At 66.4% G+C, this 24,598-nt stretch carries 24 protein-coding genes and 8 pseudogenes (1 of these 32 only partly in view); 24 read left to right on the top strand and 8 right to left on the bottom strand.

Annotation, left to right across the window (positions count from 1 at the left end):
• The 7 genes and pseudogenes from E6W36_RS10010 to E6W36_RS18830 form a co-directional block, all read left to right on the top strand.
• Nucleotides 1-302 (top strand): annotated as a pseudogene (locus E6W36_RS10010) (CoA-acylating methylmalonate-semialdehyde dehydrogenase) (it extends 1,361 nt beyond the left edge of the window).
• Nucleotides 303-310: 8 nt separating this feature from the next.
• Nucleotides 311-1,185 (top strand): annotated as a pseudogene (gene mmsB, locus E6W36_RS10005) (3-hydroxyisobutyrate dehydrogenase).
• Nucleotides 1,186-1,931: 746 nt separating this feature from the next.
• Nucleotides 1,932-3,066 (top strand): annotated as a pseudogene (locus E6W36_RS10000) (M14 family metallopeptidase).
• A gap of 63 nt (nucleotides 3,067-3,129) precedes the next feature.
• Nucleotides 3,130-4,059, top strand: coding sequence for a DPP IV N-terminal domain-containing protein (locus tag E6W36_RS18850; RefSeq protein ID WP_246047513.1), 930 nt, complete (start codon nucleotides 3,130-3,132; stop codon nucleotides 4,057-4,059).
• Nucleotides 4,056-4,544 carry an alpha/beta hydrolase family protein gene (locus E6W36_RS18845; RefSeq protein WP_246047511.1) on the top strand — a complete coding sequence of 163 codons (489 nt, stop codon included), beginning with the start codon at nucleotides 4,056-4,058 and terminating at the stop codon, nucleotides 4,542-4,544. The genes E6W36_RS18850 and E6W36_RS18845 overlap by 4 nt, the downstream gene beginning before the upstream one ends.
• Nucleotides 4,535-4,788: pseudogene (locus tag E6W36_RS18840) on the top strand (prolyl oligopeptidase family serine peptidase); the annotation flags it as partial. The gene E6W36_RS18845 and the pseudogene E6W36_RS18840, both read left to right, overlap by 10 nt.
• A 133-nt stretch (nucleotides 4,789-4,921) precedes the next feature.
• Nucleotides 4,922-5,167, top strand: coding sequence for an alpha/beta hydrolase family protein (locus E6W36_RS18830; protein ID WP_342776874.1), 246 nt, complete (start codon nucleotides 4,922-4,924; stop codon nucleotides 5,165-5,167).
• 120 nt (nucleotides 5,168-5,287) lie between these two features.
• Here E6W36_RS18830 and wecB read toward each other — a convergent pair.
• The 5 genes and pseudogenes from wecB to E6W36_RS09970 form a co-directional block, all read right to left on the bottom strand.
• Nucleotides 5,288-6,386: pseudogene (gene wecB, locus E6W36_RS09990) on the bottom strand (non-hydrolyzing UDP-N-acetylglucosamine 2-epimerase).
• A gap of 879 nt (nucleotides 6,387-7,265) precedes the next feature.
• The gene (locus E6W36_RS09985) at nucleotides 7,266-7,871 is read right to left on the bottom strand and encodes a thioredoxin family protein (RefSeq protein ID WP_222872502.1); all 606 of its coding nucleotides are present in this window, start codon (nucleotides 7,869-7,871) and stop codon (nucleotides 7,266-7,268) included.
• Nucleotides 7,872-7,914: 43 nt separating this feature from the next.
• Complete coding sequence (locus E6W36_RS09980) at nucleotides 7,915-8,463, bottom strand: thioredoxin family protein (protein ID WP_484103598.1); 549 nt, start codon at nucleotides 8,461-8,463, stop codon at nucleotides 7,915-7,917.
• Nucleotides 8,464-8,556: 93 nt separating this feature from the next.
• Nucleotides 8,557-9,086 (bottom strand): annotated as a pseudogene (locus E6W36_RS23975) (cytochrome c biogenesis protein CcdA); the annotation flags it as partial.
• A gap of 512 nt (nucleotides 9,087-9,598) precedes the next feature.
• Complete coding sequence (locus E6W36_RS09970; RefSeq protein ID WP_222872499.1) at nucleotides 9,599-10,066, bottom strand: protein-disulfide reductase DsbD domain-containing protein; 468 nt, start codon at nucleotides 10,064-10,066, stop codon at nucleotides 9,599-9,601.
• Nucleotides 10,067-10,222: 156 nt separating this feature from the next.
• Here E6W36_RS09970 and E6W36_RS09965 point away from each other — a divergent pair, with 156 nt between their 5' ends.
• The gene (locus E6W36_RS09965; RefSeq protein ID WP_222872498.1) at nucleotides 10,223-10,933 is read left to right on the top strand and encodes a TetR/AcrR family transcriptional regulator; all 711 of its coding nucleotides are present in this window, start codon (nucleotides 10,223-10,225) and stop codon (nucleotides 10,931-10,933) included.
• 224 nt (nucleotides 10,934-11,157) lie between these two features.
• Here E6W36_RS09965 and E6W36_RS18825 read toward each other — a convergent pair whose 3' ends face one another.
• Genes E6W36_RS18825 through E6W36_RS18815 form a run of 3 tightly spaced genes read right to left on the bottom strand, consistent with a single transcriptional unit; the run spans nucleotide 11,158 to nucleotide 12,374 of the window.
• Nucleotides 11,158-11,439, bottom strand: coding sequence for an OsmC family protein (locus E6W36_RS18825; protein ID WP_246048310.1), 282 nt, complete (start codon nucleotides 11,437-11,439; stop codon nucleotides 11,158-11,160).
• A 60-nt stretch (nucleotides 11,440-11,499) separates the two neighbouring features.
• Nucleotides 11,500-12,033: an alpha/beta hydrolase family protein gene (locus E6W36_RS18820; protein ID WP_246047508.1), complete on the bottom strand. Its 534-nt coding sequence runs from the start codon at nucleotides 12,031-12,033 to the stop codon at nucleotides 11,500-11,502.
• Nucleotides 11,955-12,374, bottom strand: coding sequence for an alpha/beta fold hydrolase (locus E6W36_RS18815; protein ID WP_246047507.1), 420 nt, complete (start codon nucleotides 12,372-12,374; stop codon nucleotides 11,955-11,957). The genes E6W36_RS18820 and E6W36_RS18815 overlap by 79 nt, the downstream gene beginning before the upstream one ends.
• 124 nt (nucleotides 12,375-12,498) lie before the next feature.
• Between E6W36_RS18815 and E6W36_RS09955 the strand changes: the two genes are divergently transcribed.
• The 16 genes and pseudogenes from E6W36_RS09955 to E6W36_RS09880 all read left to right on the top strand — a co-directional run bounded on the left by E6W36_RS09955 (nucleotide 12,499) and on the right by E6W36_RS09880 (nucleotide 24,549).
• Nucleotides 12,499-13,764 (top strand): SPOR domain-containing protein, encoded by a 1,266-nt coding sequence (locus tag E6W36_RS09955; RefSeq protein WP_222872497.1) that lies wholly within the window; start codon nucleotides 12,499-12,501, stop codon nucleotides 13,762-13,764.
• A complete protein-coding gene (locus E6W36_RS09950) occupies nucleotides 13,761-14,912 on the top strand; it encodes a deoxyguanosinetriphosphate triphosphohydrolase (protein ID WP_222872496.1) in 1,152 nt (383 codons plus the stop codon). Before E6W36_RS09955 ends, E6W36_RS09950 begins: the two co-directional genes overlap by 4 nt.
• 113 nt (nucleotides 14,913-15,025) lie before the next feature.
• A complete protein-coding gene (gene argS, locus E6W36_RS09945; RefSeq protein WP_222872495.1) occupies nucleotides 15,026-16,765 on the top strand; it encodes an arginine--tRNA ligase in 1,740 nt (579 codons plus the stop codon).
• Nucleotides 16,765-17,733 carry an SPOR domain-containing protein gene (locus E6W36_RS09940; protein ID WP_222872494.1) on the top strand — a complete coding sequence of 323 codons (969 nt, stop codon included), beginning with the start codon at nucleotides 16,765-16,767 and terminating at the stop codon, nucleotides 17,731-17,733. Before argS ends, E6W36_RS09940 begins: the two co-directional genes overlap by 1 nt.
• Nucleotides 17,730-18,738 (top strand): annotated as a pseudogene (gene nagZ, locus E6W36_RS09935) (beta-N-acetylhexosaminidase). Before E6W36_RS09940 ends, nagZ begins: the two are co-directional and overlap by 4 nt.
• Nucleotides 18,735-19,493, top strand: coding sequence for a segregation and condensation protein A (locus tag E6W36_RS09930; protein ID WP_222872493.1), 759 nt, complete (start codon nucleotides 18,735-18,737; stop codon nucleotides 19,491-19,493). The pseudogene nagZ and the gene E6W36_RS09930 overlap by 4 nt, the downstream one beginning before the upstream one ends.
• A gap of 21 nt (nucleotides 19,494-19,514) precedes the next feature.
• The gene (scpB, locus tag E6W36_RS09925; protein WP_222874454.1) at nucleotides 19,515-20,069 is read left to right on the top strand and encodes an SMC-Scp complex subunit ScpB; all 555 of its coding nucleotides are present in this window, start codon (nucleotides 19,515-19,517) and stop codon (nucleotides 20,067-20,069) included.
• 173 nt (nucleotides 20,070-20,242) lie between these two features.
• On the top strand, nucleotides 20,243-20,485 hold the full coding sequence (locus E6W36_RS09920) for a twin-arginine translocase TatA/TatE family subunit (protein ID WP_222872492.1): 243 nt from the start codon (nucleotides 20,243-20,245) through the stop codon (nucleotides 20,483-20,485).
• 23 nt (nucleotides 20,486-20,508) lie between these two features.
• Entirely contained in the window at nucleotides 20,509-20,811 is a 303-nt protein-coding gene (locus E6W36_RS09915) for a twin-arginine translocase TatA/TatE family subunit (protein WP_222872491.1), read from the top strand.
• Between the two features lie 111 nt (nucleotides 20,812-20,922).
• Nucleotides 20,923-21,731: pseudogene (tatC, locus tag E6W36_RS09910) on the top strand (twin-arginine translocase subunit TatC).
• Nucleotides 21,728-21,904 (top strand): hypothetical protein, encoded by a 177-nt coding sequence (locus E6W36_RS09905; RefSeq protein ID WP_222872490.1) that lies wholly within the window; start codon nucleotides 21,728-21,730, stop codon nucleotides 21,902-21,904. The pseudogene tatC and the gene E6W36_RS09905 overlap by 4 nt, the downstream one beginning before the upstream one ends.
• Complete coding sequence (locus tag E6W36_RS09900; RefSeq protein WP_222872489.1) at nucleotides 21,901-22,428, top strand: hypothetical protein; 528 nt, start codon at nucleotides 21,901-21,903, stop codon at nucleotides 22,426-22,428. Before E6W36_RS09905 ends, E6W36_RS09900 begins: the two co-directional genes overlap by 4 nt.
• On the top strand, nucleotides 22,425-23,006 hold the full coding sequence (locus tag E6W36_RS09895) for a hypothetical protein (protein WP_342776641.1): 582 nt from the start codon (nucleotides 22,425-22,427) through the stop codon (nucleotides 23,004-23,006). Before E6W36_RS09900 ends, E6W36_RS09895 begins: the two co-directional genes overlap by 4 nt.
• A gap of 364 nt (nucleotides 23,007-23,370) precedes the next feature.
• Nucleotides 23,371-23,832: a YHS domain-containing (seleno)protein gene (locus tag E6W36_RS09890; RefSeq protein WP_222872488.1), complete on the top strand. Its 462-nt coding sequence runs from the start codon at nucleotides 23,371-23,373 to the stop codon at nucleotides 23,830-23,832.
• A 28-nt stretch (nucleotides 23,833-23,860) separates the two neighbouring features.
• Complete coding sequence (locus E6W36_RS09885) at nucleotides 23,861-24,358, top strand: DoxX family membrane protein (RefSeq protein ID WP_222872487.1); 498 nt, start codon at nucleotides 23,861-23,863, stop codon at nucleotides 24,356-24,358.
• Entirely contained in the window at nucleotides 24,358-24,549 is a 192-nt protein-coding gene (locus E6W36_RS09880) for a hypothetical protein (protein ID WP_222872486.1), read from the top strand. Before E6W36_RS09885 ends, E6W36_RS09880 begins: the two co-directional genes overlap by 1 nt.
• Nucleotides 24,550-24,598 lie beyond the last annotated feature (49 nt).

Here is a 24,598-nt window from a genome sequence, read left to right as displayed (position 1 = left end):
CACTCGCGCTGCCCAGCCAGCACCAATATGGCAATGGTGTTGCGATCTTCACGCGCAACGGCCATGCGGCGCGCGAGTTCGCGGCCCGGGTCGAGGTCGGGATGGTCGGCATCAACGTGCCGATCCCGGTGCCGGTCGCCTATCACACCTTCGGCGGCTGGAAGCGCTCGGCCTTTGGCGACACCAACCAGCACGGCATGGAGGGCGTGCGCTTCTGGACGCGCATCAAAACCGTGACCCAGCGCTGGCCGGACGGCAGCGACACCGGCGACCAGGCCTTCATCATCCCGACCATGCAGTGAGGCCACCCATGCGCGACATCGCATTCATCGGGCTGGGCGCAATGGGCTCGGGCATGGCCGCCAACCTTGCAAAGGCGGGCCACCAGGTTTTCGCGTTCGACCTGAACCCCAGCGCCGTGGCCAAGGCCGCCGCCGCCGGCGCAACCCCTGCCGCCTCGATCGAGGCGGCGGTCAGCGCGGCCGAGATTGTGGTGACCATGCTGCCAACCGGTCAGCATGTGGCCGACGTCTACCGCCGTCATGTCTTCGGCAGCGCCCGATCCGGCGCCTTGCTGATCGATTCGTCGACGATCGAGGTGACGACGGCGCGGTCGGTCATCGCCGAGGCGGAAGCCGCCGGCTTCGCCATGGTCGACGCGCCCGTCTCGGGTGGCACGGCGGCAGCCGCGGGCGGCACGCTGACCTTCATGGTCGGCGGCACGCCGGAGGCGTTCCGCCGCGCAGAGCCCGTGCTCGCCGGCATGGGCAAGGCAGTCATCCATGCCGGTGCCGCCGGCGCGGGCCAAGCGGTCAAAATCTGCAACAACATGCTGCTGGCGATCTCGATGATCGGCACCTGCGAGGCATTTGCGCTCGCGGGCAAGCTCGGGCTCGACCACCAGGTGTTCTTCGACATTGCTTCGAAATCATCCGGCCAGTGCTGGTCGATGACCAGCTATTGCCCGGTGCCTGGTCCGGTGCCGGCAGCGCCGTCGAATCGTGATTATGAGGGCGGCTTTGCCACCGACCTCATGGCCAGGACCTGCGCCTGGCCATGGATGCCGCCGCCAGCGTCGGCGCCGCCACGCCGCTCGGGGCGCAGGCACGCGCGCTCTACCAGCTGTTTCAGGCGCAAGGCGCAGGCGGCAGGGATTTCTCCGCCATCATCAAGATGCTCGGCTAAAGCCCGATCGGTTGAGGTTGAAGCATAATTGAGTCAGCGCGCTTTTGGCGCGGGGCCCAGGCCATTGTTCTGTGCGGCGCAAGCTCCTAAACTTGATGAAAACAGGAGCCAGAGCCATGTTGCTGCGCACCGCCCTCCCCGCCCTTCTGCTGCTCGCCGGTTGTGCAAGCGGGGGCTTGAAAGCCGATGTCGTGCGCTTCCACCAGAACCTGCAGCCACAGCCGGCGACGGTCGCCGTGCGCCCGGTCGACCCGGCGCTGGCGGACAGCCTGGAGTTTCAGGCGATCGCCCGAACAGTCGCCGGGGAACTCGCCCGGCGCGGCTATACCACTGCCTCCGAGGGCGAGAGCGCGGCCCTGATCGCCAGCGTTTCCCTTGCGGTCACGCCGCGCCCGGCGCTGGATGACGGGGCCAGCCCGCGCAGCGGGGTGAGTGTCGGCGTAGGCGTGGGCGGCGGCAGCCGAACCCGGGTCAGCGGCGGAGTCGGCGTCGGCATCGATCTGTCCGGTCTTTTCAAGGGCGATAAAAGGACGACGTCGTCACCGCTGCCGAGCATGTACTGGCCGTGCGCCTGTCACCGGCCGACGGCGGCACAACACTCTGGGAGGGGCGCGCCACGGCACTGGTGCGCGGCAAGGCGCCGCGCTGGCCACAACCCAGGCAGCGGAACTCGCCCAGCTGTTGTTTCAGAATTTTCCCGGCGTCTCCGGCAAGACCGAGCGCCTGACCGCGCAAGGGAGCACGAAGTGAGACCAAGCATCAACGCCGCGTTCGATAGCGGCAATATCGAAGTCGTGGCCCAGACCGGCCCCGCCGCCTTCGACCTTACCATCCGCAAGGACCATCAGTCCGACTTCTACCAGTGGTTCCACTTCCGCCTGAGCGGTGCGGCGGGGCATAGCTGCACGCTGCGCATCGTCAACGCCGGCGGGGCCGCCTACCCTACGCCTGGGCCGGCTACCGCGCCTGCTACAGCGAGGACCGCCAGACCTGGACCCGGCTGGAGACGCACTATGCCGACGGCGTGCTGACGATCAATGTCACCCCGACGCTGAATGCCGGCTGGATTGCCTATTTCGCGCCCTACAGCATGGAACGGCACCACGATCTGATCGCGCGCATGGCCGTCCGCCCCGGCGTAACGCTCAGCATGCTCGGCGAGACCCTGGATGGCCAGCCGCTCGATTGCCTGTCGATCACCGATGCGGAGACGCCCGCGCGCAAGCTGTGGCTGATCGCCCGCCAGCACCCGGGCGAGACTATGGCCGAGTGGTGGATGGAAGGCCTGCTGGAGCGCCTGACCGACCCCGCCGACGCGCTCGCGCGCAAACTGCGCCGCCAGCATGTGTTCCACATCGTGCCCAACATGAACCCGGACGGCTCGCGGCGCGGCCACCTGCGCACCAATGCTGTCGGGACCAATCTCAACCGGGAATGGCAGACGCCCACGCTGGAGCGCAGCCCGGAGGTCTATCGCGTGCTGGAGGCCATGCACCGCACCGGCGTCGACTTCTGTCTGGATGTCCATGGCGACGAGGCGCTGCCACACAATTTCATCGCCGGCTTCGAGGGCATCCCTCGATCACGGACCATCAGCTGAGCCTGCTCGCGCGCTACAAGGCGGCGCTGGCGGCGCTCAATCCGGACTTCCAGACCCGCATCGGCTATGAGATCGCCAAGTCCGGCGCGGCCAACATGACCATGTGCACCAACGCCGTCGCCGAGGCGTTCGGCTGCCTGGCGATGACGCTGGAAATGCCGTTCAAGGACGCCGACGACAACCCGGACCCCATCCACGGCTGGTCGCCCGAGCGCAGCAAGCACCTGGGTCGCAGTTGCCTGGATGCGCTGGCCGCCGTGATCGACGACCTGCGCGCTTGACAGCCCGCCGGCACCGATTACCGTGCCGTTGAAATAATATTCCGCTCAACCCCAGAGGTCCATATGCGCGCACGCACTCGTCTGGTCGCCGGCGTCATCCTGTTGCTGGTGGCAGCGCCGGCGCACGCCGCGCCGAAAAAGTTCGACAGCCTTGACGTCTTCAACCTGGAATGGGCCGACGATCCGCAGGTCAGCCCGGACGGGTCCAGCATCGTCTATGTCCGGCGCGGCTACGACATCATGAGCGACCGGGCGCGCGGCAACCTCTGGCAGGTTAACACGAGGACCGGCGCGCATGAGCCGCTGCTCTCCGGCACCGCCAGTTACAGCCAGCCGCGCTGGTCGCCGGACGGCACCAGGCTTGCCTATGTGACCGCCAGCGACGGCGGCGCGCAGATCTACGTGCGCTGGGTGGCGAGCGGCCATACGGCGCGCATCACCAACATGCAGGAGGGCCCGCAGAACATCCGCTGGTCACCCGACGGCAAGCAGATTGCGTTCCTGGCCGATGTCCCGCGCGAGTCCAAACCGCTCGCCAGCCTGCCCAAGCCACCCGAAGGGGCGAAGTGGGCGCCGCCGCTGAAAGTCATCGACCAGACCGTGTTCCGCGCCGATGGCGGCGGCTACCTCGAACCCACGACGACGCAGTTGTTCGTCGTGCCCGCAGACGGCGGCACGCCGCGCCAGGTCACCACCGCTGACTACGACCATGAAGGCGCGCCAAACTGGAGTCCGGACGGCAAGGCCATCATCCTCGCCGCCAACCCGGAGGCACGCACCAAGGAAATCCCCGGCAACAGCGACATCTTTGCCGTCGATGTCGCCAGCGGCACGGAAACCAAACTGACTAGCCGCTTCGGGCCGGACCAGCAGCCGGCCCTGTCTCCCGACGGCAAGCTGATCGCCTACGTCGGCTATGACGACAAATACCAAGGCTACCAGAATGCCGTGCTCTCGATCATGAATGCGGACGGCAGCAACCCCGCGCCATGACCGCCAGCCTCGACCGCACGGTCTCCGACCCGGTATGGGCCGCGAACGGCCGTGGCGTCTATTTCCTCTACGACGACCAGGGCGTGACCAAGCTCGGCTTCGTCGAACTGACTGGCAAGGTGCGCACCATCGCCAGCGACCTTGGCGGCACCAGCACCGGCCGGCCCTATGGTGGTGCGGCGTACAGCGTCGGCGGCGGCGTAGTCGCCTACAACAAGGCCAGCCCCGCGCGCCCGGCCGACCTCGCTCTGTTCGGTAGCAGCGGCGAGCGCATATTGACACAACTGAACGACGACCTGCTCGGCGACCGCACGCTCGGCAAGGTCGAGAAGATCACGGTGCCCTCGACCAAGGGCGCACAGATCGATGCCTGGGTGATGACGCCGCCGGATTACCAGCCCGGCAAGCGCTATCCGACCATTCTGGAAATCCACGGCGGCCCGTTCGCCAACTACGGCCCCGCTTCGCGGCGGAAATGCAACTGATGGCCGCGCATGGGTATGTGGTGGTGTACGCCAACCCGCGCGGGTCGGACAGCTACGGCGAGGCGTTCGGCAACCACATCCATCACGCCTACCCCGGCGACGACTACGACGACCTGATGGCGGTGACCGACGCCGTGATCGCCAGGGCGTCGCGGATCCTGACCGGCTGTTCGTCACCGGCGGCTCGGGCGGCGGCGTGCTGACCGCCTGGATCATCGGCAAGACCGATCGTTTCAAGGCGGCGGTGGTTGCCAAGCCGGTCATCAACTGGACCAGCTTCGTGCTGACCGCCGACTTCACGCCGTTCTTCTTCCGCTACTGGTTCGCGCAGGCCATGGGAGGACGGTGCGCAGGCCGACTACTGGCGGCGCTCGCCGCTGTCGCTGGTCGGCAACGTCAAGACGCCGACCATGATGATCACCGGCGAGGCGGACTACCGCACCCCGATCTCCGAGACCGAGCAGTATTACACGGCCCTGCGCCTGCGCGGCGTGCCGGCGGTGATGGTGCGGGTGCCGGAAGCGCCGCACAACACGGACGGCCGCCCGAGCAATCTGGTCGGCAAGGTCGCCCACATCCTCGCCTGGTTCGACAAATACGGCGGCAAACCGACCGTCAACTGATGTACCCTGGCGGTAGTGGGTTATTTTGCAATTTTGCCGCTCACCCTGAGCTGGACGAAGGGTTGAGCGGCGCGTGGTTCTGTCCGAGCTCACCACGAGCGGTTTATTCAAAATGATCCACTACCACCCTGGTCCCCGCGGCCAGGATCCCGCATCCTGCAGATAAGCCGCAGCGATTGCAGCGATCCGCGCTGCCGCCTGACCGTCCCCGAACGGGCTGACCGCGCGCGCCATGGCGGCGTAGGCACTGCGGTCATCAAGCAGGCGCACCGTCTCGGCGACGATCCGCACGGGGTCCGTGCCGACCAGGCGCGCGACCCTGCATCGACAGCCTCCGGCCGTTCCGTCGTCTCTCGCAGCACCAGGGCCGGTTTGCCGAACGCCGGGGCCTCCTCCTGCACGCCGCCGGAGTCGGTCAAAACGATGTGGCAGCGCTCCAGGAGCTGGACGAAGGCGCGATAGTCTAGCGGCGGGGCAAGAATGACATTGCCAAGCCCATCCAGCGCCCTGCGCACCGGCCCGTCGACCTGCGGATTGCGATGCACGGGATACAGGATCAGGATATCCGGCCGCGTTGCGAGCATCGCCAGGGCGGCGCATATGCCAGCCAGGCCTGCCCCGAAATTCTCGCGCCGATGCCCGGTCACAAGCAGCAGCCGGCGACCGGCAGAATGCGCACGCTGCAAAGCCTGATCCAGAGCGTCCGGCAGCGCCGGCGGCATCGCAGCGGTCGCACGCAGGGCGTCGATGCCGGTGTTACCGGTCAGATGGATGCGTTCCGCCGCGACCCCTTCGCGCAGGAGATTATCGCGTGCCCGCGCTGTGGGCGCGAAGTGGAGCGCGGCGATGGCGGCGATCGCGCGGCGATGGCCTTCCTCCGGCCAGGGGCCGCCAGGTCGCCAGTGCGCAGACCCGCCTCGACATGGCCGACCGGACACGGGGCCGCAAAGGCGGCAAAGCTGCCCGCCAGCGCCGTCGCCGTATCGCCCTGCACCAGGGTGAGCGCCGGGCGCAGGCACCCTAGCGCTGCCCCCAGTTGCGCCGTCAACGCCCCGAGCCGGGCCGCCAGACCCGCATCGCCAATGGGCGGCAGGCGCACGTCCGGCACAAGGCTGAAATCCGCGAGCGCCTGCTCCATCAATGCGACATGCTGGCCGGAGATGCAGAGTACCGGCACGAGACCGGCGGTTGCCTGCAGGGCGCGAAAGACCGGGGCCATCTTGATGACCTCCGGCCGGGTGCCGACGATGACCGCTATACGCGCTTCCCGCATCCTCGCCTCCTGCAAGGCGGCAAGGTTTGCACGACCGGGGTGTCTGGGGAACGCTGAAAATCCTGCAGCGGCTGTCAGCCGCCGAAGATCATTCCTCGGGTTCTTTTTGAGGATTTTCTCGATCTTCTTGGCAAGGCCGATGATGTTTGCGCCTGAGCCGCCGCGCGCAATGCTGCCAGGCTCCGGCGTATCGGCGCCAAGCCCGGCTGGCGCACCGCGCTCGGCATGCAGGACCGCGCGGGCGCGTTCAACCGGCGACTCGCGCTCCGGGTTGATGACGGCGCTCTCGGCGGTCGACGGCACGCGGTAGCGTGAGACCGGATCGCGCTCGGCGCAGACGACGATCTCGTTGTTGATGGTGATCGAGCCGTCCGGCGCGCGGCAGGCCAGCCGCACCTCGTCCGGCGTGATCGCCTGCCGGATACGCCGCTGGTAATTGTTGTCTTCAGCGGACGTGTCGAGGCCGGCGGTCGCGGGCGTGATCAGCGCGCTGTTGTCCGGCTGTGGCGCCTGCGCAGCCGAAGGCGCGGGCTCAGCCGTCTGCGCATGGGCCTGCCCGCTTGCGCCAGGGTGGCGACGAACAGTAGGCCGGCTAAACGCATCGCTTTGTCTTTCATCTCGAATTTTGTTCAGCCTACCATGCGGGCCGCGTGCTGCCTAGCGGCAAGCGTCGGTCCGTCGACGCGCGCCACCAGGCGGTAGTGGGTCATTTTGAAATTTTGCCGCTCACCCTGAGCTGGACGAAGGGTTGAGCGGCTCGTGGTTCTGTCCGAGCTCACCACGAGCGGTTTATTCAAAATGACCCACTGCCCACAAGGCTTGTTGCTACCCCGCGTACTTCACGGAGCAGCCGTAGGGCTGCGAGGTTGCAGTCTTGATCGGCGTACCCGCCTTCAAATCGGCCAGCGCCGCCTTCACATAGTTGGTTGCAGTCTTGATCGTCGCCGGATCGGCGGAACTGTTGCTGTCGATCCCGCCCATGTAGACGAGCGTACCCTTGGCGTCGATCACGTACATGTGCGGCGTCGTGCGCGCACCGTACAGCTTGCCGATCTGGCCATTCGAGTCCAGCAGGTAAGCCGTGGGACGCGCCTTGCTGGCGGCGATGGTCCGATTCGCACCGGCGCCGTCAACATGGCCCTGCTTGCCGGGCGCGCCGGAATTGACGCTGAGCCAGACAACGCCATCCTTGGTGGCGTCGGTCTGCAGCGCCTGCATGTTGCCGCTGTTGTAATGCTTCTGCACGAACGGGCATTCCGGGTTCGTCCATTCCAGCACCACGGTCTTGCCCTTGAAGTCGGACAGTTTGTGCGATTTGCCGTTGGCGTCGGTGGCGGTAAAGTCCGGCGCCGCTTTGCCGATCTGCGGCTGCGCGAACGCAGGGCCGGCAAGCGTCGCAGCGATCAGGAGCGAACTGAGCAAGGCCTTCATCGTCAAGTCTCCTTTGTCTTTGCGGAATAGAAGTCCAGCCGGATCAGGCTGGACCGGCGGTTCCATCCACGGGCGCGGTCACCAGTTCGGTCAGAATCTGCGGCGTCAGCACCTGTGGCAGGATCTGCGGCCGGGCGATGTCCGATCCCGGCGGGAAATAGAGGTAAAGCGGCACGCCGTTGCGGCCATAGCGGGCGAGGACCTTGGCGATTTCCGGGTTCTGCCGCGTCCAGTCGCCTTCCAGCACGGTCACATGCGCCTGCGCGAACGCATTGGCGACTTCGGCGGTGTTCAACGCAAGCTTCTCGTTGACCTTGCAGGTCACGCACCAGTCCGCCGTGAAATACACGAAGGTCGGCTTGCCCTCCCCGAGCAACTGGCTGAGCCGGGCGTCGGTGAAGGCCTGCGCGGCGAGCTTGGCATCGCCATCGGCTTCCGCCTGCACGTCCGGTGCGTTCAGGACCGCGACCGCCAGCACAGCCGCCGCGACGGAGACGACCGCCGCAACCGGCCGCAGCACACCGCGCGCGCCGCGGCCGTAAAGCCAGAGCGCCAGCGAGACGAGCAATGCCGCAACCAGCACCAACGCCATGCCGTCAATGCCTGCCTGCCGCCCGACGACCCAGCTGAGCCAGACCGCTGTCGCGAACATCGGGAACGCCATGAACCGGCGGAAACTCTCCATCCAGGCACCCGGCCGCGGCAGCATGCGCCGCAACGCCGGCACGAAAGCGATCAGCAGATAGGGCAGCGCCATGCCGAAGCCGACGCCGAGGAACAGCAGCAACCCCTCAGCCGGCGGCAGCACAAGAGTGGCGCCAAGTGCCGCACCCATGAACGGCACGGTGCAGGGCTGGCCACCAGGACCGCCAGCGCCCCGGTCCAGAACGCGCCGGCCCAGCCGCGCTTCTGGGTCAAGTCCTGGCCGACCCCGGACAGTCCGCCGCCGATCTCGAACGCGCCCAGCAGGTTGAGACCAATCACCACCATCACCAGCGCCAGGACCGCCACACTGCGCGGGTCCTGAAGATGTACGCCCCAGCCGACTGAAAATCCGCTGGCCCGCAGCCAGGCCAGGACGATCCCGGCGAGACCGAAGGTGGCAAGCACGCCGGCCGTATATGCCGCAGCCTCGGCACGGGCATGCGCCTCATGCGCGCCCGCCTTCGCCAGCGACAACGCCTTGAGGCTGAGAATCGGGAAAACGCAGGGCATCACATTGAGGATCAGACCACCCAGCAGCGCAAAGCCCAGCAGGGCCAGCAGACCCGATCGGGGCGGCGGGACATCCGAGCCGTTCTGCGGCCCGGCCGCTGGCAGTGCCACCGCGGCCCGGAGCGGCTTGGGCGTCCGCTCGGCCGAGAGCAACCAGCCCTGGACCGCACCGTCGCTGCCGGCCACAGCGAGAATGCCGGTGATTTGGGTCAGTTTCTGCTCGGCATAGCCGCCGCCCGTGCTCAACACCCATTTGTCGGGGCTGACCTGCTCGATGGTCTGCGGTTTACCGTAAGCCAGCACGCCGTCCTCGACAGGATAGAAATAAGCGCTCGTCATGCCGGCGAGCTTCAGGCCGTCCGGCTGGTCGGACTCCAGCATCTCAAGCTGGAACATGTCCGCGTCCTGGAAGAATTTTGCCGACGCTTGCGCCGCCTTGGGCAGCTGCGCGCGCGCATCGCTGAAGAGGGCGGTGCGCGCCGGGTCGTTCGCGCCATCCCCGACCGGCAGGGTCAGCGCCAGCGCAGCAGCCTCCGGCACGCAGATTTCATCATCGCACACCAGCCAGTCGGCCTGCAGCGCGATGGGAACCTCGGTTGCCCCTGCGGGATGCTGGGCGCCGTCAGCGTCACCAGCAGCCGCGACGGCTTGTCGTAAACATAGCTGACCAGTTGCGCGACCGTGAACCGCTTGGGCGTCGGGTAAGCCGGCGCGCTTGCAGACCAACCCTCCGGCAGTTTCCAGTTCAGACGTGTCGCCGAACCGCTGTCGCCGGGGTTCTGCCAGTAGGTGTGCCAGCCGGGCTGCGGCGTCATCACGACAGCGATGGTCAAGGGCTTGCCGGCGGCGACGCTCGACTGTTCCGCGACAAGCTCGATCCGGGTGTGCTCTTGCTGTGCGAACGTCTGCGGTTGAGCCGACTGTGCGAGCGCTGGGGCCACGAACATCATCTGCAGCAGGATCAGGAGTCGGAACAGCATGCCCATGCACTTGGGCCGACCCGATGCAACATCCAAGGGTTTTTGACAAAAAATGCGCAAGTGTGCACTTTCCGGCATGCGATGCGGCCTTGCCATGCCGATGAGTGTCGTTAACGTACGCCATGCCGAAATCTTTCCGGATGAGAGGGGCGCGCAATGTTGGATCAGCCGAGCGGTGCCAGACGCAAGTCGATCGGCCGTGCGCGAAACCCGGAGTCGCACGCAGCGATCCTCTCCGCCGCGCAGGAGATCCTGTGCGAGGGAGGCGCAACGGCTGCAAGCATTGAAGCTATTGCGCGCCGCTCCTCGTCCGGCAAGCCGACGATCTACCGGTGGTGGCACGGCCGCGTTGAGCTGATGCGCGAGGTGTATCTCGACATCGCGGATCGCCATCCCTGGCCGCGTCCGGGCGCAGACCGTGCGCACCTGGTCGACCTGATGGCCAGCGTCGTCACGCTCTGGGCGCAGACCGCCGCCGGCCCGGCGCTGTGCGCGATGCTGATCGACTCGCATGACGATGCACAGGCACGCGCGCTGGTATCGGGTGGCGTCATCGTGCCGCTCAAGGGCCGGTTCTGGGCGATCATCGAGCGCGCGGGCGACGCCGGCATGATCAATCCGGCAGCGCCTGTCGACGCCGCGCTCGACGTGATGGTCGACAGCCTGCTGCATGCCCTGCTCAGCCATCACCTGCCGGAGACGCCCGAGCGCATCGAACGCCTGGCCGACGTCTTCTGGCCTTCTGGTCGCGGAGAGTTAGCAGGCTGGAGAAAAGTCTTTTGTCGTCATCCCGGCGAACGCCGGGTCTCCTGGCACCGGGTGCACCGGAAGGGATTGCGTTTTTCTGCCTGTGATTCGCCGGAATGACGAAGCAGGGCTGTATCTGCGCGACTTTTCAACTCCCTGCTACACCTTAGAGTCTGCTGACATTGGATGGGATCGCCATTCCGATCTTCACGGAGCAGGCTGTAAAGTCCGCTCGTGGTGAGCCTGGACGAACCACGAGCCGCTCAGCCCTTCGTCCAGCTCAGGGTGAGCGGTGCGTGTGCAACCGCGCGATGGCGCGTGGGTCAACCTAAAGTCATCACGTTCTAATCGATCAACCGGGTGGTCACGCGCACTTCGCTGTGCAGGGTGCGGTGCACGGGGCATTTGTCGGCGATCTCCAGCAGCTTCGCGCGCTCGTCAGCGCTCAGGTCGCCGACCAGCGTGATCTCGCGAGTCATTTCGTCGACAAGGCCTTCCTTCGTCTCGCAGTCCGTGCAGTCGCTGGCGTGAATTTTCCGGTGCCGCAGGCGCACCGAGGCCTGCTCGAGCCGCAACCCTTTCCGCTGGGCGTACATGCGCATCGTCATGGAGGTGCAGGCACCCAGTGAACTCAGCAGCAGATCGTAAGGATCTGGTCCAAGATCGTCGCCCCGACCGACTCCGGCTCATCGGCGGTCAACAGGTGCCCGTCGGACCGGATCGCCTGCGCATAACGGCCAAGACCGGATTCCTGGACGATCGTCTCGCCCGGCTCGGTCTGCGGCGGTGCCGTCTCCGGCGAGATTGAGGTAACGCAGCGCCCAGGCGGCGATCACGTCGGCGGCATACATCGCGTCGGCCTTGCCGCGCAGCAGGTGGTCGGCAGTATCGAGGCTGACGAAGCTCTTCGGGTGCTTGGCCGTACCGAAAATCGCCGAGGCATTGTCCACCGAGACGGTGTCGTCCAGCGGCGCATGCAGCACCAGCAGGGCGCGTTTGAGGCTGGCGATGCGCTGCGCCTGCGGCTGGCCGAACACATCGTCGATGAACTGCCGGCGGATGCGGAACTGCCGGCCGGCCAGCGTCACCTGGGCCTCGCCGTCCGCCTCGATCAGATGCATCGACTCATGAAACTGGTGGGTTACATGCGCCGGGTCGTACGGCGCGCCGATGGTGGCGACCGCCCGGCAGCCCGGGACACGCTCCGCCGCCGCCAGCACCGCGGCACCCCCAGACTATGGCCGACCATGAGTTGTGCCGGGCCATGGCGGGTCGCCAGCCAGTCGGCCGCGGCCACAAGGTCGTCGACGTTGGAGGAAAAATTGGTGTTGGCGAATTCGCCCTCGCTGGCGCCAAGCCCGGTAAAGTCGAAACGGAGCGTAGCAATGCCATTGTCGGCAAGACGCGCGGCAATCCTGCTGGCCGCGAAGATGTCTTTGGAACAGGTGAAGCAGTGGGCGAACAGCGCATAAGCACGCGCGCCGCCGCGCGGCGTGTCGAGCCGCGCCGCCAGGATACCCTGGCTGCCGGGAAATTCGATCCTGTGGCTGTCGAGGCGCATCGTCAGATCCGCTTTTTGTCGCAATCCTGCAGAAGTAACACAGTATCAGCCACGTGAAAGCCCCAAGCTGGATGACAATGGGGCATTCATCCCGTAAACAGGTCCAATGCCGTTAACCTTCCCTGTGAAGCCCTGCCTGTGCGCCGCCCTCGTTTTGGTCGCGCTGCCGGGAGCCGGCATCCGCCCCTCCGCTGCGGCGTCTTCCGGCACCACGCTCGACCAGCCGCGGACCCAGGTCGCGTTCGCCCGCCGCCTGGAACTGCGCGGCGAAAACCGCGGTGCGCTCGAACTGTATCAGGCTGTGCTCTCTCGCGATGCCGATAACGTCGATGCGCTGGATGGCGCAGCGCGCACGCTATCGGCGCTTGGCCTTGATCTTGCCGCGACTGCGCCGCTCGACAAGCTGGAGCGGCTTCAACCCAAGGCCGGCGGTCCGCCGCTTCAGCATGCAATACTGCTGAACAGGCTCGAACAGCCCGACGCCGCGCTCCAGCGGCTCGCCACGGCAGAGCAGCGCGGTGCCCCGCGCGCACTTGTCGAGTCGGAACGCGGGCTGGCGCTCGATCTGCTCGGCCGCAACGAGGAGGCCCGGCTGGCCTACAGTCGCGCCCTCTCCGCCGACCCCAGCCAGACCGGCACGACGGTGCGGCTGTCGCTGTCGCTGGCGATCCTGCAGGACTATGGCGCTGCGCTGACCCTGTTGCAGACGATCGCCAACGATCCCGGAGGCATCGAGCCGGTGCGCCGCGCATTGGCGCTGGTGTACGCGCTGAGCGGCGAGACGGAGGAAGCCGTGCGGATCGCTGCCACCGCTCTGCCGGAGCAAACTGCCGAGGCGCTGCGCCCGTTCTACGCCCAACTGCCCAAACTGACCCCGCAGCAGAAAGCCGCCGCCGTGCATCTGAACCATCTTCCAAACACCCTGCAGGTGGAAGCCGCAGCTGCCCAGCCAGCCCAGACCACGCAGGCACAACCGCAGTCGCCGTCCTACCTCGACATCAAGACGCCCCCGCCTGCCGCTACTGCGCCAGCGGCAGGACAACTGGCCGCTGCGGGTCCTGAGGTGCCGTTGCAGCCGATCCCGCAAAAGCCGAAACCGCCTGAAAAACCTTGCACCTCGCAAGCGTCCGGGCTGCGCTTCGTGCAGGTTGGTAGCGTGCTGAGCATGGACCAGGCGCGCGTCCAATGGCGCGCCATCGCCGCCAAGGCCGGCACCGCCGCGAAGGACAGCACCGTCTACATCGAATCCGCAGCCGGGGGCCGCTATCGGATCCTGCTCGGCGCGTTCGAGACGGCGGACCAGGTCTCCGCGTGCCGTGCGGCCCTGTCGGCCGCCGGGCTGGACAGCCTGCCGCGCCGCGATGTCGGGGCGGCCGAACGCCTGAAATGACCCCGCGCGCTGTCTTCGCCTGCGACCCCGCGCGCAGCCGGGGCCGCCTGTACGCGGAAGCGCCGAGCGCCACCCGGACAGCGTTTCAGCGCGACCGGGACCGCATCATCCATGCAACCGCCTTTCGCCGGCTGAAGCACAAGACGCAGGTCTTCGTCGCCGCCTACGACGATCACTTCCGCACCCGCCTGACCCACAGTCTGGAGGTCGCGCAGATCGCGCGCACCCTGGCGCGCCAGCTCGGTCTCGACGAGGACCTGACCGAGACGCTGGCACTCGCGCACGATCTCGGCCACCCGGCGTTCGGCCATGCCGGCGAGACGACGCTCAACGCCTGCATGGCGGCGCATGACGGCTTCGACCATAATGCCCAGACCATCCGGGTGCTGACCTTCCTCGAACAGCGTTACGCGGCATTCGACGGCCTGAACCTGAGCTGGGAGACACTCGAAGGGCTGGCCAAGCACAACGGCCCGGTCACGGCACCGCCCTGGGCGTTGCGCCTGTATCAGCAGGAGCATGATCTGGAACTGGACAGCTACCCGAGCCTTGAGGCCCAGATCGCCGCGATCGCCGACGACATCGCCTACAATACCCACGACCTCGACGACGGCCTGCGCTCCGGGCTGTTCGCGCTTGAGGAGGCGTTGCTGGTGCCGATCGTTGCCGAGGCCTGGTTCGAGGCCAGTGCGCGTTTCCCCACCGCACCGCACAGCCGGCTGGTGCCGGAGATGGTGCGCATTCTGGTCGGCCGCCTGACCGGCGACGTGCTCGCGGCGACACAGGCCCTGCTCAACGCGGCGGACCCGCGCACGCCGGAGGCTGTCCGTGCCGCCGGCCGGCCGCTGGCCGGCTTCAGCGCGGCCTTGGCGGGCGAAGTGCGCGCGCTGAAGGGCTTCCTGCGCACAGCGCTCTACAAGCACCCACAGGTGCTGGCGCTGACCGGGCCGGGGCAGCAGATCATCGCCGACCTGTTCGCGCACTATCTGGACGACCCGGGGCGCATGCCCGCGGAATGGGCGCAGCAGGCCGTCGCACCGCCGCATGGCCTGGCTAGATTGGTCGCGGATTTCGTCGCCGGCATGACCGACCGGTTCGCGATCCGCCGCCACCAGGCCCTCACCGGCCGCGCGCTGCTCGTGGTTTAACAGGGAGCAGCGAAGATATAGCCTGCCAAAGCGCGCATTGGGCATTGCACCGCGGCGCGGCATTTCGCAATGAGATCGGCTGACGGAGAGCCTCTCCCCGTTTCGAGTGTGCCATGAATATTTTTGCCGATTTTCAGGATGTCGTGCTGGCGGCGGTCGCCCAGGCCCAGACCGAGGGCAAGCTGCCCGCCGGCCTGAACACCCATGCGATCACGGTCGAGCCGCCCCGCGATGCGGGCCACGGCGACCTTGCAACCAATGCCGCGCTGGTCCTGGCCAAGCCCGCGGGCCTGTCGCCACGTGCGATCGCGGACGATCTCTCGGCGCGCCTGCGCGGCGATCCGCGCGTCGCCGATGTCTCGGTCGCAGGACCCGGGTTCCTGAACATCCGCCTGCACGACGACGTCTGGCGGCAGATGATCGCGACCATCCTGCAGGAGGGCGCAAACTTCGGCCGCAGCCGCGTCGGCGGCGATGCACCGGTGAACGTCGAGTTCGTCTCCGCCAACCCGACCGGGCCGATGCACATGGGGCACTGCCGCGGCGCCGTCGTCGGCGATGCGCTGGCTGCCGTGCTGGAGTGCGCTGGCTTTGAGGTGACGCGCGAATATTACATCAACGACGCCGGCGGCCAGGTCGACACGCTCGCACGCTCGGCGCACCTGCGCTACCGGGAGGCGCTGGGCGAAGACATCGGCGCGATCCCGGAAGGGCTCTACCCCGGCGATTACCTCGTCCCGGTCGGCGCAGCACTTGCCGCAGCGTTCGGGGATACTTACCGCGACGCGCCGGAGTCCGCATGGCTCGACCTGTTCAAGCGCGAGACCACGGCGCGCATGATGGAGCTCATCAAGAGCGACCTCGGCAAGCTCGGCATCCACCATGACGTGTTCGCGTCCGAGCGGGCGCTGCACGAGAACGGCGCGATCGTCGAGACCCTGGCGGACCTGGAAGCGCGCAATCTCGTCTATGTCGGGACGCTGGAGCCACCCAAGGGTGAAGCGCCCGAGGACTGGGAACCGCGCCCGCAGACCCTGTTCCGCGCCAGCGACTTCGGCGACGACACCGACCGGCCGCTGAAGAAATCGAACGGCGCCTGGACCTATTTCGCCGCCGACATCGCCTACCACCGCGACAAGATCCGCCGGGGCTTTACGCATCTGGTCAATGTCTGGGGCGCGGACCATGGCGGCTACGTGAAGCGGATGGACGCGGCGGTCGAGGCCATGTCGGGCGGGTCGGTCAGCCACGATGTGCTGCTGTGCCAGATGGTCCGGCTGTTCCGCGCCGGCGAGCCGGTCAAGATGTCCAAGCGCTCGGGCAGTTTCGTCACCCTCGCCGATGTGGTCGAGGAGGTCGGCAAGGATGTGGTGCGCTTCATGATGCTCACCCGCCGGTCGGACGCGCAACTGGACTTCGACTTTGCGAAAGTGGTCGAGCAGTCCAAGGACAACCCGGTGTTCTATGTGCAGTACGCCCACGCCCGCGTGCGCTCGGTGCTGCGCAAATGGGCGGACGCCCATGACTCTGCCGATCCGGCGCGCGATGCGCCGCTCGACCTGCTGAACGGGGACGAGCTGGCGCTGGTCAAGCTGCTTGCGCAGTGGCCGCGCATTGTCTCGGGTGCAGCGCTGACGCATGAACCGCACCGCTGCGCCTTCTACCTCGGCGATGTCGCGGCGGCGTTCCATGCGCTATGGAATAGCGGTAATGACGATCCATCGCGCCGATTCATCGTCGCCGATGACGTGGCGGTGACCCAGGCGCGCGCCGCGCTCTGTCTCGCAGTCGGCCAGGTGATTGGCAATGGCTTGCGCCTCCTGGGCGTGGAACCGGTTGAGGAGATGCATTGATGGCCCGCACGCGCGGTATCCTTCGCAACGCTGGCGATGAGGCCGATGGCAAGGACGCGTTGCCCTGGCTGCAAACGGCGGACGACGCGTTCGACGACCAGCCGGTGCTGGATCGCAAATGGCTGTTCCTCGGGGCCGGCGTCTTCCTCGCGGCGCTGATCGGCACCGTGTGGTTCTTCTACACGCAGGCCGACCCGAACCGCCAGTCCGGCCCGGCCGGCGAGCCGCCGCTGATTCTCGCGGACGCCAAGCCGTTCAAGAAGCGCCCGGAGGGAAACGCGCCGACGCCAGCCGAGGACGAAGTCGATAAGGTTGCCACCGGCAATGCGGAACCGGCACCGCCGAGTGTCGCCCCGGAAGCAGCCCCGCCCGAGTCGCTGATGGACCCGTCGACGATTTTCGGCACGGCACGGCAGGAAGCCGCAACGGCCAGCAAAGCCCCGGATTTGCCGCCGCCCGACACATCGGACATCGCGCCACCCAAGACCAAGGTCACAGCGGCCGCACCGCCAACCGCGGACAGCGCCACCCTGAGCGCGCCGGCATCGCGGCCGCAGACGGCGCAGGCCAGGCCGCAACCGGCACCGGAAAAGCCGGTGGACCAAAAGCCAACTGTCCAGAAACCGGCGGACCAGAAACCTGCCACCGAGAAACCTGCCTCCGAGAAACCTGCCTCCGAGAAACCTGCCTCCGAGAAACCTGCCCCGGCACCCAAGCCATCGAAGCCGGGCGTGCTGCTGCAGTTGGGGGCATTTTCCAGCACTGCACGCGCCAACCAGGGCTGGGGTGAGATTACAGGCAAATTCAAGAGCCTGACCGGCCTGTCGCCCGATATCGCGCCCGTGGCGGTCGGCGGTCGCACCATGTACCGCCTGCGCGCCGCCGGCGTATCGGGAGCGGCGCGCGCGGACCAGATCTGCGCGGAGCTTAAAGCGGCAGGCCAGCCCTGTCTGATCGTCGCCCCGTGACGCAGCCCGTCATTTTCGGGCTTTCAGGGCATGCGCTGACCCCGGATGAAGCGGCACTGTTCCGGGATGCCGACCCGGCGGGCTACATCCTGTTCGCGCGCAACTGCGACACGCCCGACCAGGTGCGGGCGCTGACCGACCGCTGCGCACGCTGAGCGGGCGGACGTCGCTGCCGATCCTCATCGATCAGGAAGGCGGCCGGGTCGCACGGTTGCGACCGCCGCACTGGCCGGCGTTTCCGCCGGCAGCCCGGTTTGCAGTGCTCTATGACGTTGCACCCATCTCCGCGATGCGCGCGGCCACTCTCAACGCCCAGGCGATCGGGCGCACGCTGGCCGATCTTGGCATCAGCGTGAACTGTCTGCCGCTGCTCGACGTGCTGGATGCCGAGGGCCACGACATCATCGGCGACCGCGCCTACGGGGATGACCCGCTTCGGGTCGCCGCCCTCGGTCGCGCCACGCTCGACGGCCTGCGCAACGCCGGTGTGGTCGGCGTGGTCAAGCACATCCCCGGCCATGGCCGCGCCCGCGCCGACAGCCATCTCGAGCTGCCGGTCGTCACCGTCGACCGGCAAGCGCTGGAGACGGACCTGCGCCCGTTCCGCACGCTTGCGCAGGCACCGATGGCGATGACGGCGCATGTGGTCTACACGGCTTGGGATGCGCAGCGCTGCGCCAGCGTATCCCCACGGTCATCGAGGCAGTAATCCGCCAGTCCATCGGCTTCGACGGCTGGCTGATGTCGGACGACCTTGGCATGAAAGCGCTGAGCGGCGGAATGGCCGCACGCGCGCAGGCGGTGCTGGCCGCCGGCTGCGACGTCGCACTGCATTGCTCGGGCGATTTCCAGGAAATGCAGGCGATCGCCGACGTGCTTGACGCGATGTCCGCGCAGTCCGCCGAGCGGCTGGCGCAGGCCATGGCCTGGCCCACGACTGACCCCGGCAGCCGCGCGCTCGCGGACCTGATCGGCGAGCGTGACGCCCTGCTGGCCGTGGCATGACCTGGGATACGGCGGAACCGGACGCCCTGCAGTTGCGGCTTGGCGGCTATGAAGGGCCGCTCGATCTGCTGCTCGAACTGGCGCGGACCCAGAAGGTTGATCTTGGCGCGATCTCCATTCTCGCGCTGGTCGAGCAATATCTGGCGTTCATCGCCGCAGCACGCCGCCTGCACCTCGAGCTTGCCGCCGATTATCTGGTGATGGCGGCGTGGCTTGCGTATCTGAAGTCGCGGCTGCTGCTGCCACCGGATGCCAAACCCGCCGACGACATCCCCGCCGAGGAACTGGCGCAGCGGCTGCAGCGCCGGCTGCAGCAGCTGGAACGCATGCGCGTCTGCGGCCAGGCGCTGATGGAGCGGCCTCTGCTGGGGCGCGATGTCTTCGCGCGCGGCAGGCCCGAGCCGATGGAACTGGTCGCAACCGGCGCGTTGGACTGTACCCTGCTTGAACTGCTGCGCGCCTATGGCACCCTGCGGCGGCGGCGCATGCCGGATGCCTATGCGCCATCGCTGCCGCCGGTCTACAGCCTCGAAGCCGCGCTGGAACGGCTGCGGCACCTGGTCGGCGATGCGCTCGACTGGGCCGACCTAAGCGCCTTCCTGCCCGCGGGCGATGATCCAGCGTTCCAGCGCTCGGCACTGGCCAGCACTTTCGTCGCGGCCCTGGAACTCGCCCGCACGGGACGCGCCGACATCGACCAGCACGAAGCCTTCGGCCCGATCCGCGTACGTCGCAGAACCGGAGACAGCGCGTGAGCGACCTATCTGGTCCGGCAGATCGAGGCGGTGCTGTTCGCCGCCGCCGAGCCGGTGATGCTGAGCGCGCTTGTCCAGCGCTTCGGCGATGCCGCCACGGTGCATGCCGCGCTCATGCAGCTGGTCGCGGATTATGCGCCGCGCGGCGTCACCCTGGTCGAGCGTGGCGGCGGCTGGATGTTCCAGACCGCACCCGACCTTGGCCACCTGTTGCGACAGGAGGTGGAGGAGACGCGACGACTCTCCCGCGCAGGGGTCGAAACCCTGGCCATCATCGCCTACCATCAGCCCGTGACGCGCGCGGAAATCGAAGAAATCCGGGGTGTCTCGGTGTCGAAGGGTACGCTCGATCTGCTGATGGACGCCGGATGGGTGCGGATCGCGGGACGCCGGGAGTCGCCGGGCCGTCCTGTCACCTTCGCCACCACTCAGGCGTTTTTGACGCATTTCGGGTTGTCTAGCCTCAAGGATTTGCCGGGCATCGAGGAGTTGCGGGCAGCCGGCCTGCTGGATCTTTCGGCCGTTACTTTCGCCGGCAACATGCCGGCCGGCGAGGATATGGACGAGGAAAGCTAACAGGCTGTTGTAAATACTAATTTTGCGGTCATCCCGACGAAAGCTGGAATGACGCGAATTTGCGGCACGCCTGAATGTACTTCCCCTGCTGCGCATTGCACCGGGGCGAGGATAACCATAAATTAGGGTGATACGGCGCATGGACGGCCGACGCCGGATGGAAGGAATAAGTCATGGGTTTGGGAAGTGTTTGGCACTGGGTGATCCTGCTGCTGGTCGTCGTGCTCCTGTTCGGCCGCGGCCGCATCTCGGACGTGATGGGCGACCTCGCCAAGGGCATCAAGAGCTTCAAGAAAGGCCTTGCCGACGACGAAACGCCGCCGCCGGCCAAACCCGCCGAGCCTTCGCGGCTCGCGGACACGACAGTCGATGCAAAGACGCAGAGCACGGCGCACGAAGACGTCCGATCGTCCTGAGCGGCGGGCGACAGGCCCCGGCCATGTTCGATTTCAACCTTGGTGAGATGGGCATCGTAGCCCTTGTCGCGCTGCTTGTTGTCGGTCCCAAGGAGCTACCGGGACTGTTGCGTACGCTGGCCAGTTGGCGACGCCAGATCGGCAATGTCGCGGGCCAGTTCCGCTCGGGATTCGATGAAATGATGCGCGAGGCCGAGCTGGAGGAGCTGCGCCGCAAGGCCATGGAGATGCCGACGGCAAACCCGTACCAGCCCAAGCCCGATTTCGGCGACATCCGGACCGCCCGCACGCACCGGAACCGTCGCCGCCGTTGGCCGGCGACGTAGGCGAACCGGCCGAGCCGCCGCTTGACGAACACGCAGGCGACACGCGCCCGGGTGAGCCGCAGTCCGAGATGCCCCCACGACCCATACGGTCGCGCCGACAACGGACAAGTCATGAAACTGCGCGACATCGACGACAGCCGCGCGCCCTTGCTCGATCATCTGATCGAGCTGCGCCGCCGCCTGCTCTACTGCGTTCTGGCGGTGCTCGCCGCCTTTCTCGTGACCTTCGCGTTCTCCGCCTCGATATACGATCTGCTGGCGCAGCCGCTACGCATCACCCTGGGGCCGGATGCCAAGCTGATCTCCACCGAAGTTACGGGGCAGCTTTGGGTGCGCGTCGAGGTGGCGGTTTACGCGGCGATGATGATCACCTTTCCTTTATCGCCAACCAGGCCTGGGCGTTCATAGCGCCGGGCCTGTACCGCAACGAGAAGAAGGCGTTTCTGCCATTCCTGTTCATGACGCCGGTTCTGTTTTCGCTCGGCGTGGCCGGTGCCTACTATATGATGCCACTGGCCTTGAAGGCGCTGCTGATCGGTCCGTTCAGCCTGATCGAGGGCAATCATTCGCTTGGTCTGGCGGTGACGCCGGATGTGCAGAAATACCTCTCTTTCGTGCGTCAGCTGCTGTTCGCGTTCGGCTTTGCCTTCCTGTTGCCAATTGCGATCCTGCTCAGCAACCGTGCCGGACTGCTGCCCATCGAGACGCTGCAGAAAGGTCGCCGCTATGCAATCGTCATCGCATTCGCGCTCGCAGCAGTGCTCACGCCGCCGGACGTTACCTCCCAGTTCCTGCTCGCCATACCGCTCATCATTCTCTACGAGCTTTCGATCGTGTTCATCCGCATATTCTACAAGCCCTTGGCGAAAGCCGCGCCGGACGACACATCGCCGCAACTGCCTGCCCCGGACAATCGATGAGAGACCTGGACAGTCTCACCATCCTGCGCGAGTCGCTGCTGGGTTTGCGTGCCTGTGCGGCACCGCTGCTCAATCTGGCGCTGCCGCTGGTGGTGCTGCCAGAAATCTTGGTCAATCTTGCACTGCCGCGACTTGGCCTGGCGGGGGTGATTTCCTGTTCGCGCAGATCGTGATGGAAATCTGCGTGATGTTGTTCGGCGTCTTCACGCTTGGTCTGTTCCATGCCTATTCGACGGGCGGCCAGCCGGGTTTCTCCGCTCTGAGGGCGAGCGTCGCGCCGCATGTCGCGACGCTAGTCGGTCTCTCGGTCGTGATCTTCATCGGCATTCTGCTCGGGTCGATCATGCTGGTCCTGCCGGGGATATTCGTGGCGATCGTCACCCTTGTCGCACCGCCGGCCGCCCTGTTCGAAAAGCTGTCGATCGTCGATGCGCTCAAGCGCTCCCATGCCTTGACGCAAGGCCGCCGTCTGGCGCTGCTGGGGTTGGTGCTGCTGACCAGCGGCCTGGTGCTGGCGATCCTCGTGCTTGGCCTCATGGCCTACCAGGCAGCCGGGATGCCGCTCAACAAGCCGCCCGAGCGTGGGCTGGCGGCAGCGCTGATCGACTCCGTCGTCACCATCAGCGCGATCGGCCTGTCCTACGCGGTGGCGACCCGGACCTATCTTGTGCTTGTGACCCTGCCGCCGCGCGCATGATCGGCGGCTTCGCGCGGTTCATCGGCATCGACTGGTCCGGCGCGAAATCGGGGTACTCCCGGAAAATCCAGGTCGCCGTCTGCACGGCCGGCGGCGATCCGCCGGCTCTTGTCGAGCAACCGGGCGGCTGGCGGCGCGCCGCGGTGCTCGACTGGCTGCTGACGCAGGTACTGCCTGGCCCGCCGGCTCTGATCGGCTTCGATTTTTCGTTTGCGCCGCCCTACTTCGATTGCGGCGCATACTTGCCCGGCCATGCGACGGCGGACGATGGTCCGGGCTTCTGGGCGCATGTCGAGTCGGTCTGCGCTGCCGCTGATCTTGGGGCGGCCGACTTCGTGACCGAACATGCCCGGCGCTACTTCTACCTCGGCGCGGCAGATGGACCGAAGCGCCGTACATGCGACTGCGCGCATGCGAGCGTCGCTATAACGCCACGGGCGGCCGCAAACCCTCCAGCGTATTTGATGCGATCGGCGCCGCTCAGGTCGCCAAGGCGAGCTTTGCCGGCATGCGCCTGCTGCACCGCCTGCACCCGCATGTCGCGATCTGGCCGTTCCAGCCGCATATCCCCGGGTTAAGCGCCGTCGTGGAAATCTACTGCCAGGCCTTTCTGCGTCAGGCAGGATTGTCGGGGCGAAAAATCCGGGACGTTTCCCATTTAGACCAGGCGCTTGCAGCGCTTGGCAGCCCTTCGATGGTGCCAGCTTCTGTCCTCACCGACGACATGACCGATGCCCTGGTGGCATCAGCGGCACTCCGCGCCTGCGCCAGCGACAGATCATACTGGACCCCGTCTCCTCTATCCGCCGCAATTGCGTGCACGGAGGGATGGACCTATGGTGTCTGTTAAACATATTCAATGCGTCGTAACTTTTGCCGTTGTGTGCGAAAACTGGATATAACGCTCGCGCCGGCGTCTGGCGCACAGATAAGGAGACGATCATGACCCTGAACATCCGCGCCTTGCTGGCCCTGGCGATCCTGAGCCCGATCGCTGTTCCGGCCGTTGCCTACGCCGCCGAGGCTCCGATCTACACCGGCACGTTCAGCAGCGTCGCCGTCAGTGGCTACGATCCGGTCGCCTATTTCAAGGCCGGACAGCCGGTCAAGGGCGACAAGCAGTTCACCTACAAGTGGATGGGCGCGGAATGGCGTTTCTCCAGCGCAGAAAATCGTGACGCTTTCGCCAAGTCGCCAACGGCTTATGCCCCGCAGTTCGGCGGTTACTGCGCCTATGCTGTCGCCATGAATTCCACGGCCTCCTCTGACCCCAAAGTCTGGAAAATCGTCGACGGCAAGCTCTACCTGAACTACGATGCCGATATCGGCAAGAAGTGGGTTGCCAAGCAGGGCGAGTACATCAAGGCGGCCAATGCCAACTGGCCGAAGGTTCTGGGCAAGTAAATCAGACTAAGTGAGGGAGTCCCCTGCCATGAGCAATGTCCGAAAATATCTGCCGATTGTCCTGACGATCTACATCGCCTTCGTGTTCATCCAGTCCCTGTTCTACAAATTCACGGGATCGCCAGAGACCGACTATATCTTCGGTACTCTGAACACATGGGCGGCAAGCCTGGGTTTTGACGGCATCTTCGCGCGGGACGGCATCTTCTCGCAATATGTCATCGGCACTGCCGAGCTGATTGCCAGTACGCTGCTTCTGCTTGGCCTTACCCAGAAACTGCGCATCCTTCAGATCGTCGGCGCAGCCATGTCGGTCGGCGTGATCAGCGGCGCGATCTTCTTCCATCTGTTCACGCCGCTTGGTGTTTCTGTTCCGAGCTTCGAGAACGGCGTGTCAACCCCGGACGGCGGGCTGCTGTTCGGCATGGCGTGCGGTGTGTGGGTGTCCGGGCTGGTCTTGCTGTACCTCAACAAGGACACAATCCTGGGGCTGCTGAACCGCAGCGCGGCACCAGCGCGCAGCTAATGCGTCTACTGTCTGCCCTGAAGAAACTGGCGGCGGCAGGACTCAGCCTTGCCGTCGCCGCATGCGGCCCCGGCGAGCTTCAGGACACGGTCAAAGCCCAGATCGAGCGCCTGCCGCGCGCCAGCTACGAAGCCCCCAAGGCGCAAAGATCAGCTACCTGCACGCCGGCGACCCAGGCGGGCGGCGCGTGATCTTTGTCCACGGCACGCCGGGCGATGCTGAAGGCTGGGGTGAATTCCT

The sequence above is a fragment of the Hankyongella ginsenosidimutans genome (genome assembly GCF_005144965.1).
GTDB lineage: Bacteria > Pseudomonadota > Alphaproteobacteria > Sphingomonadales > Sphingomonadaceae > Hankyongella > Hankyongella ginsenosidimutans.
Note: the sequence above shows the minus strand (reverse complement) of the source record. Positions and strands in the feature narration are given on the sequence as shown.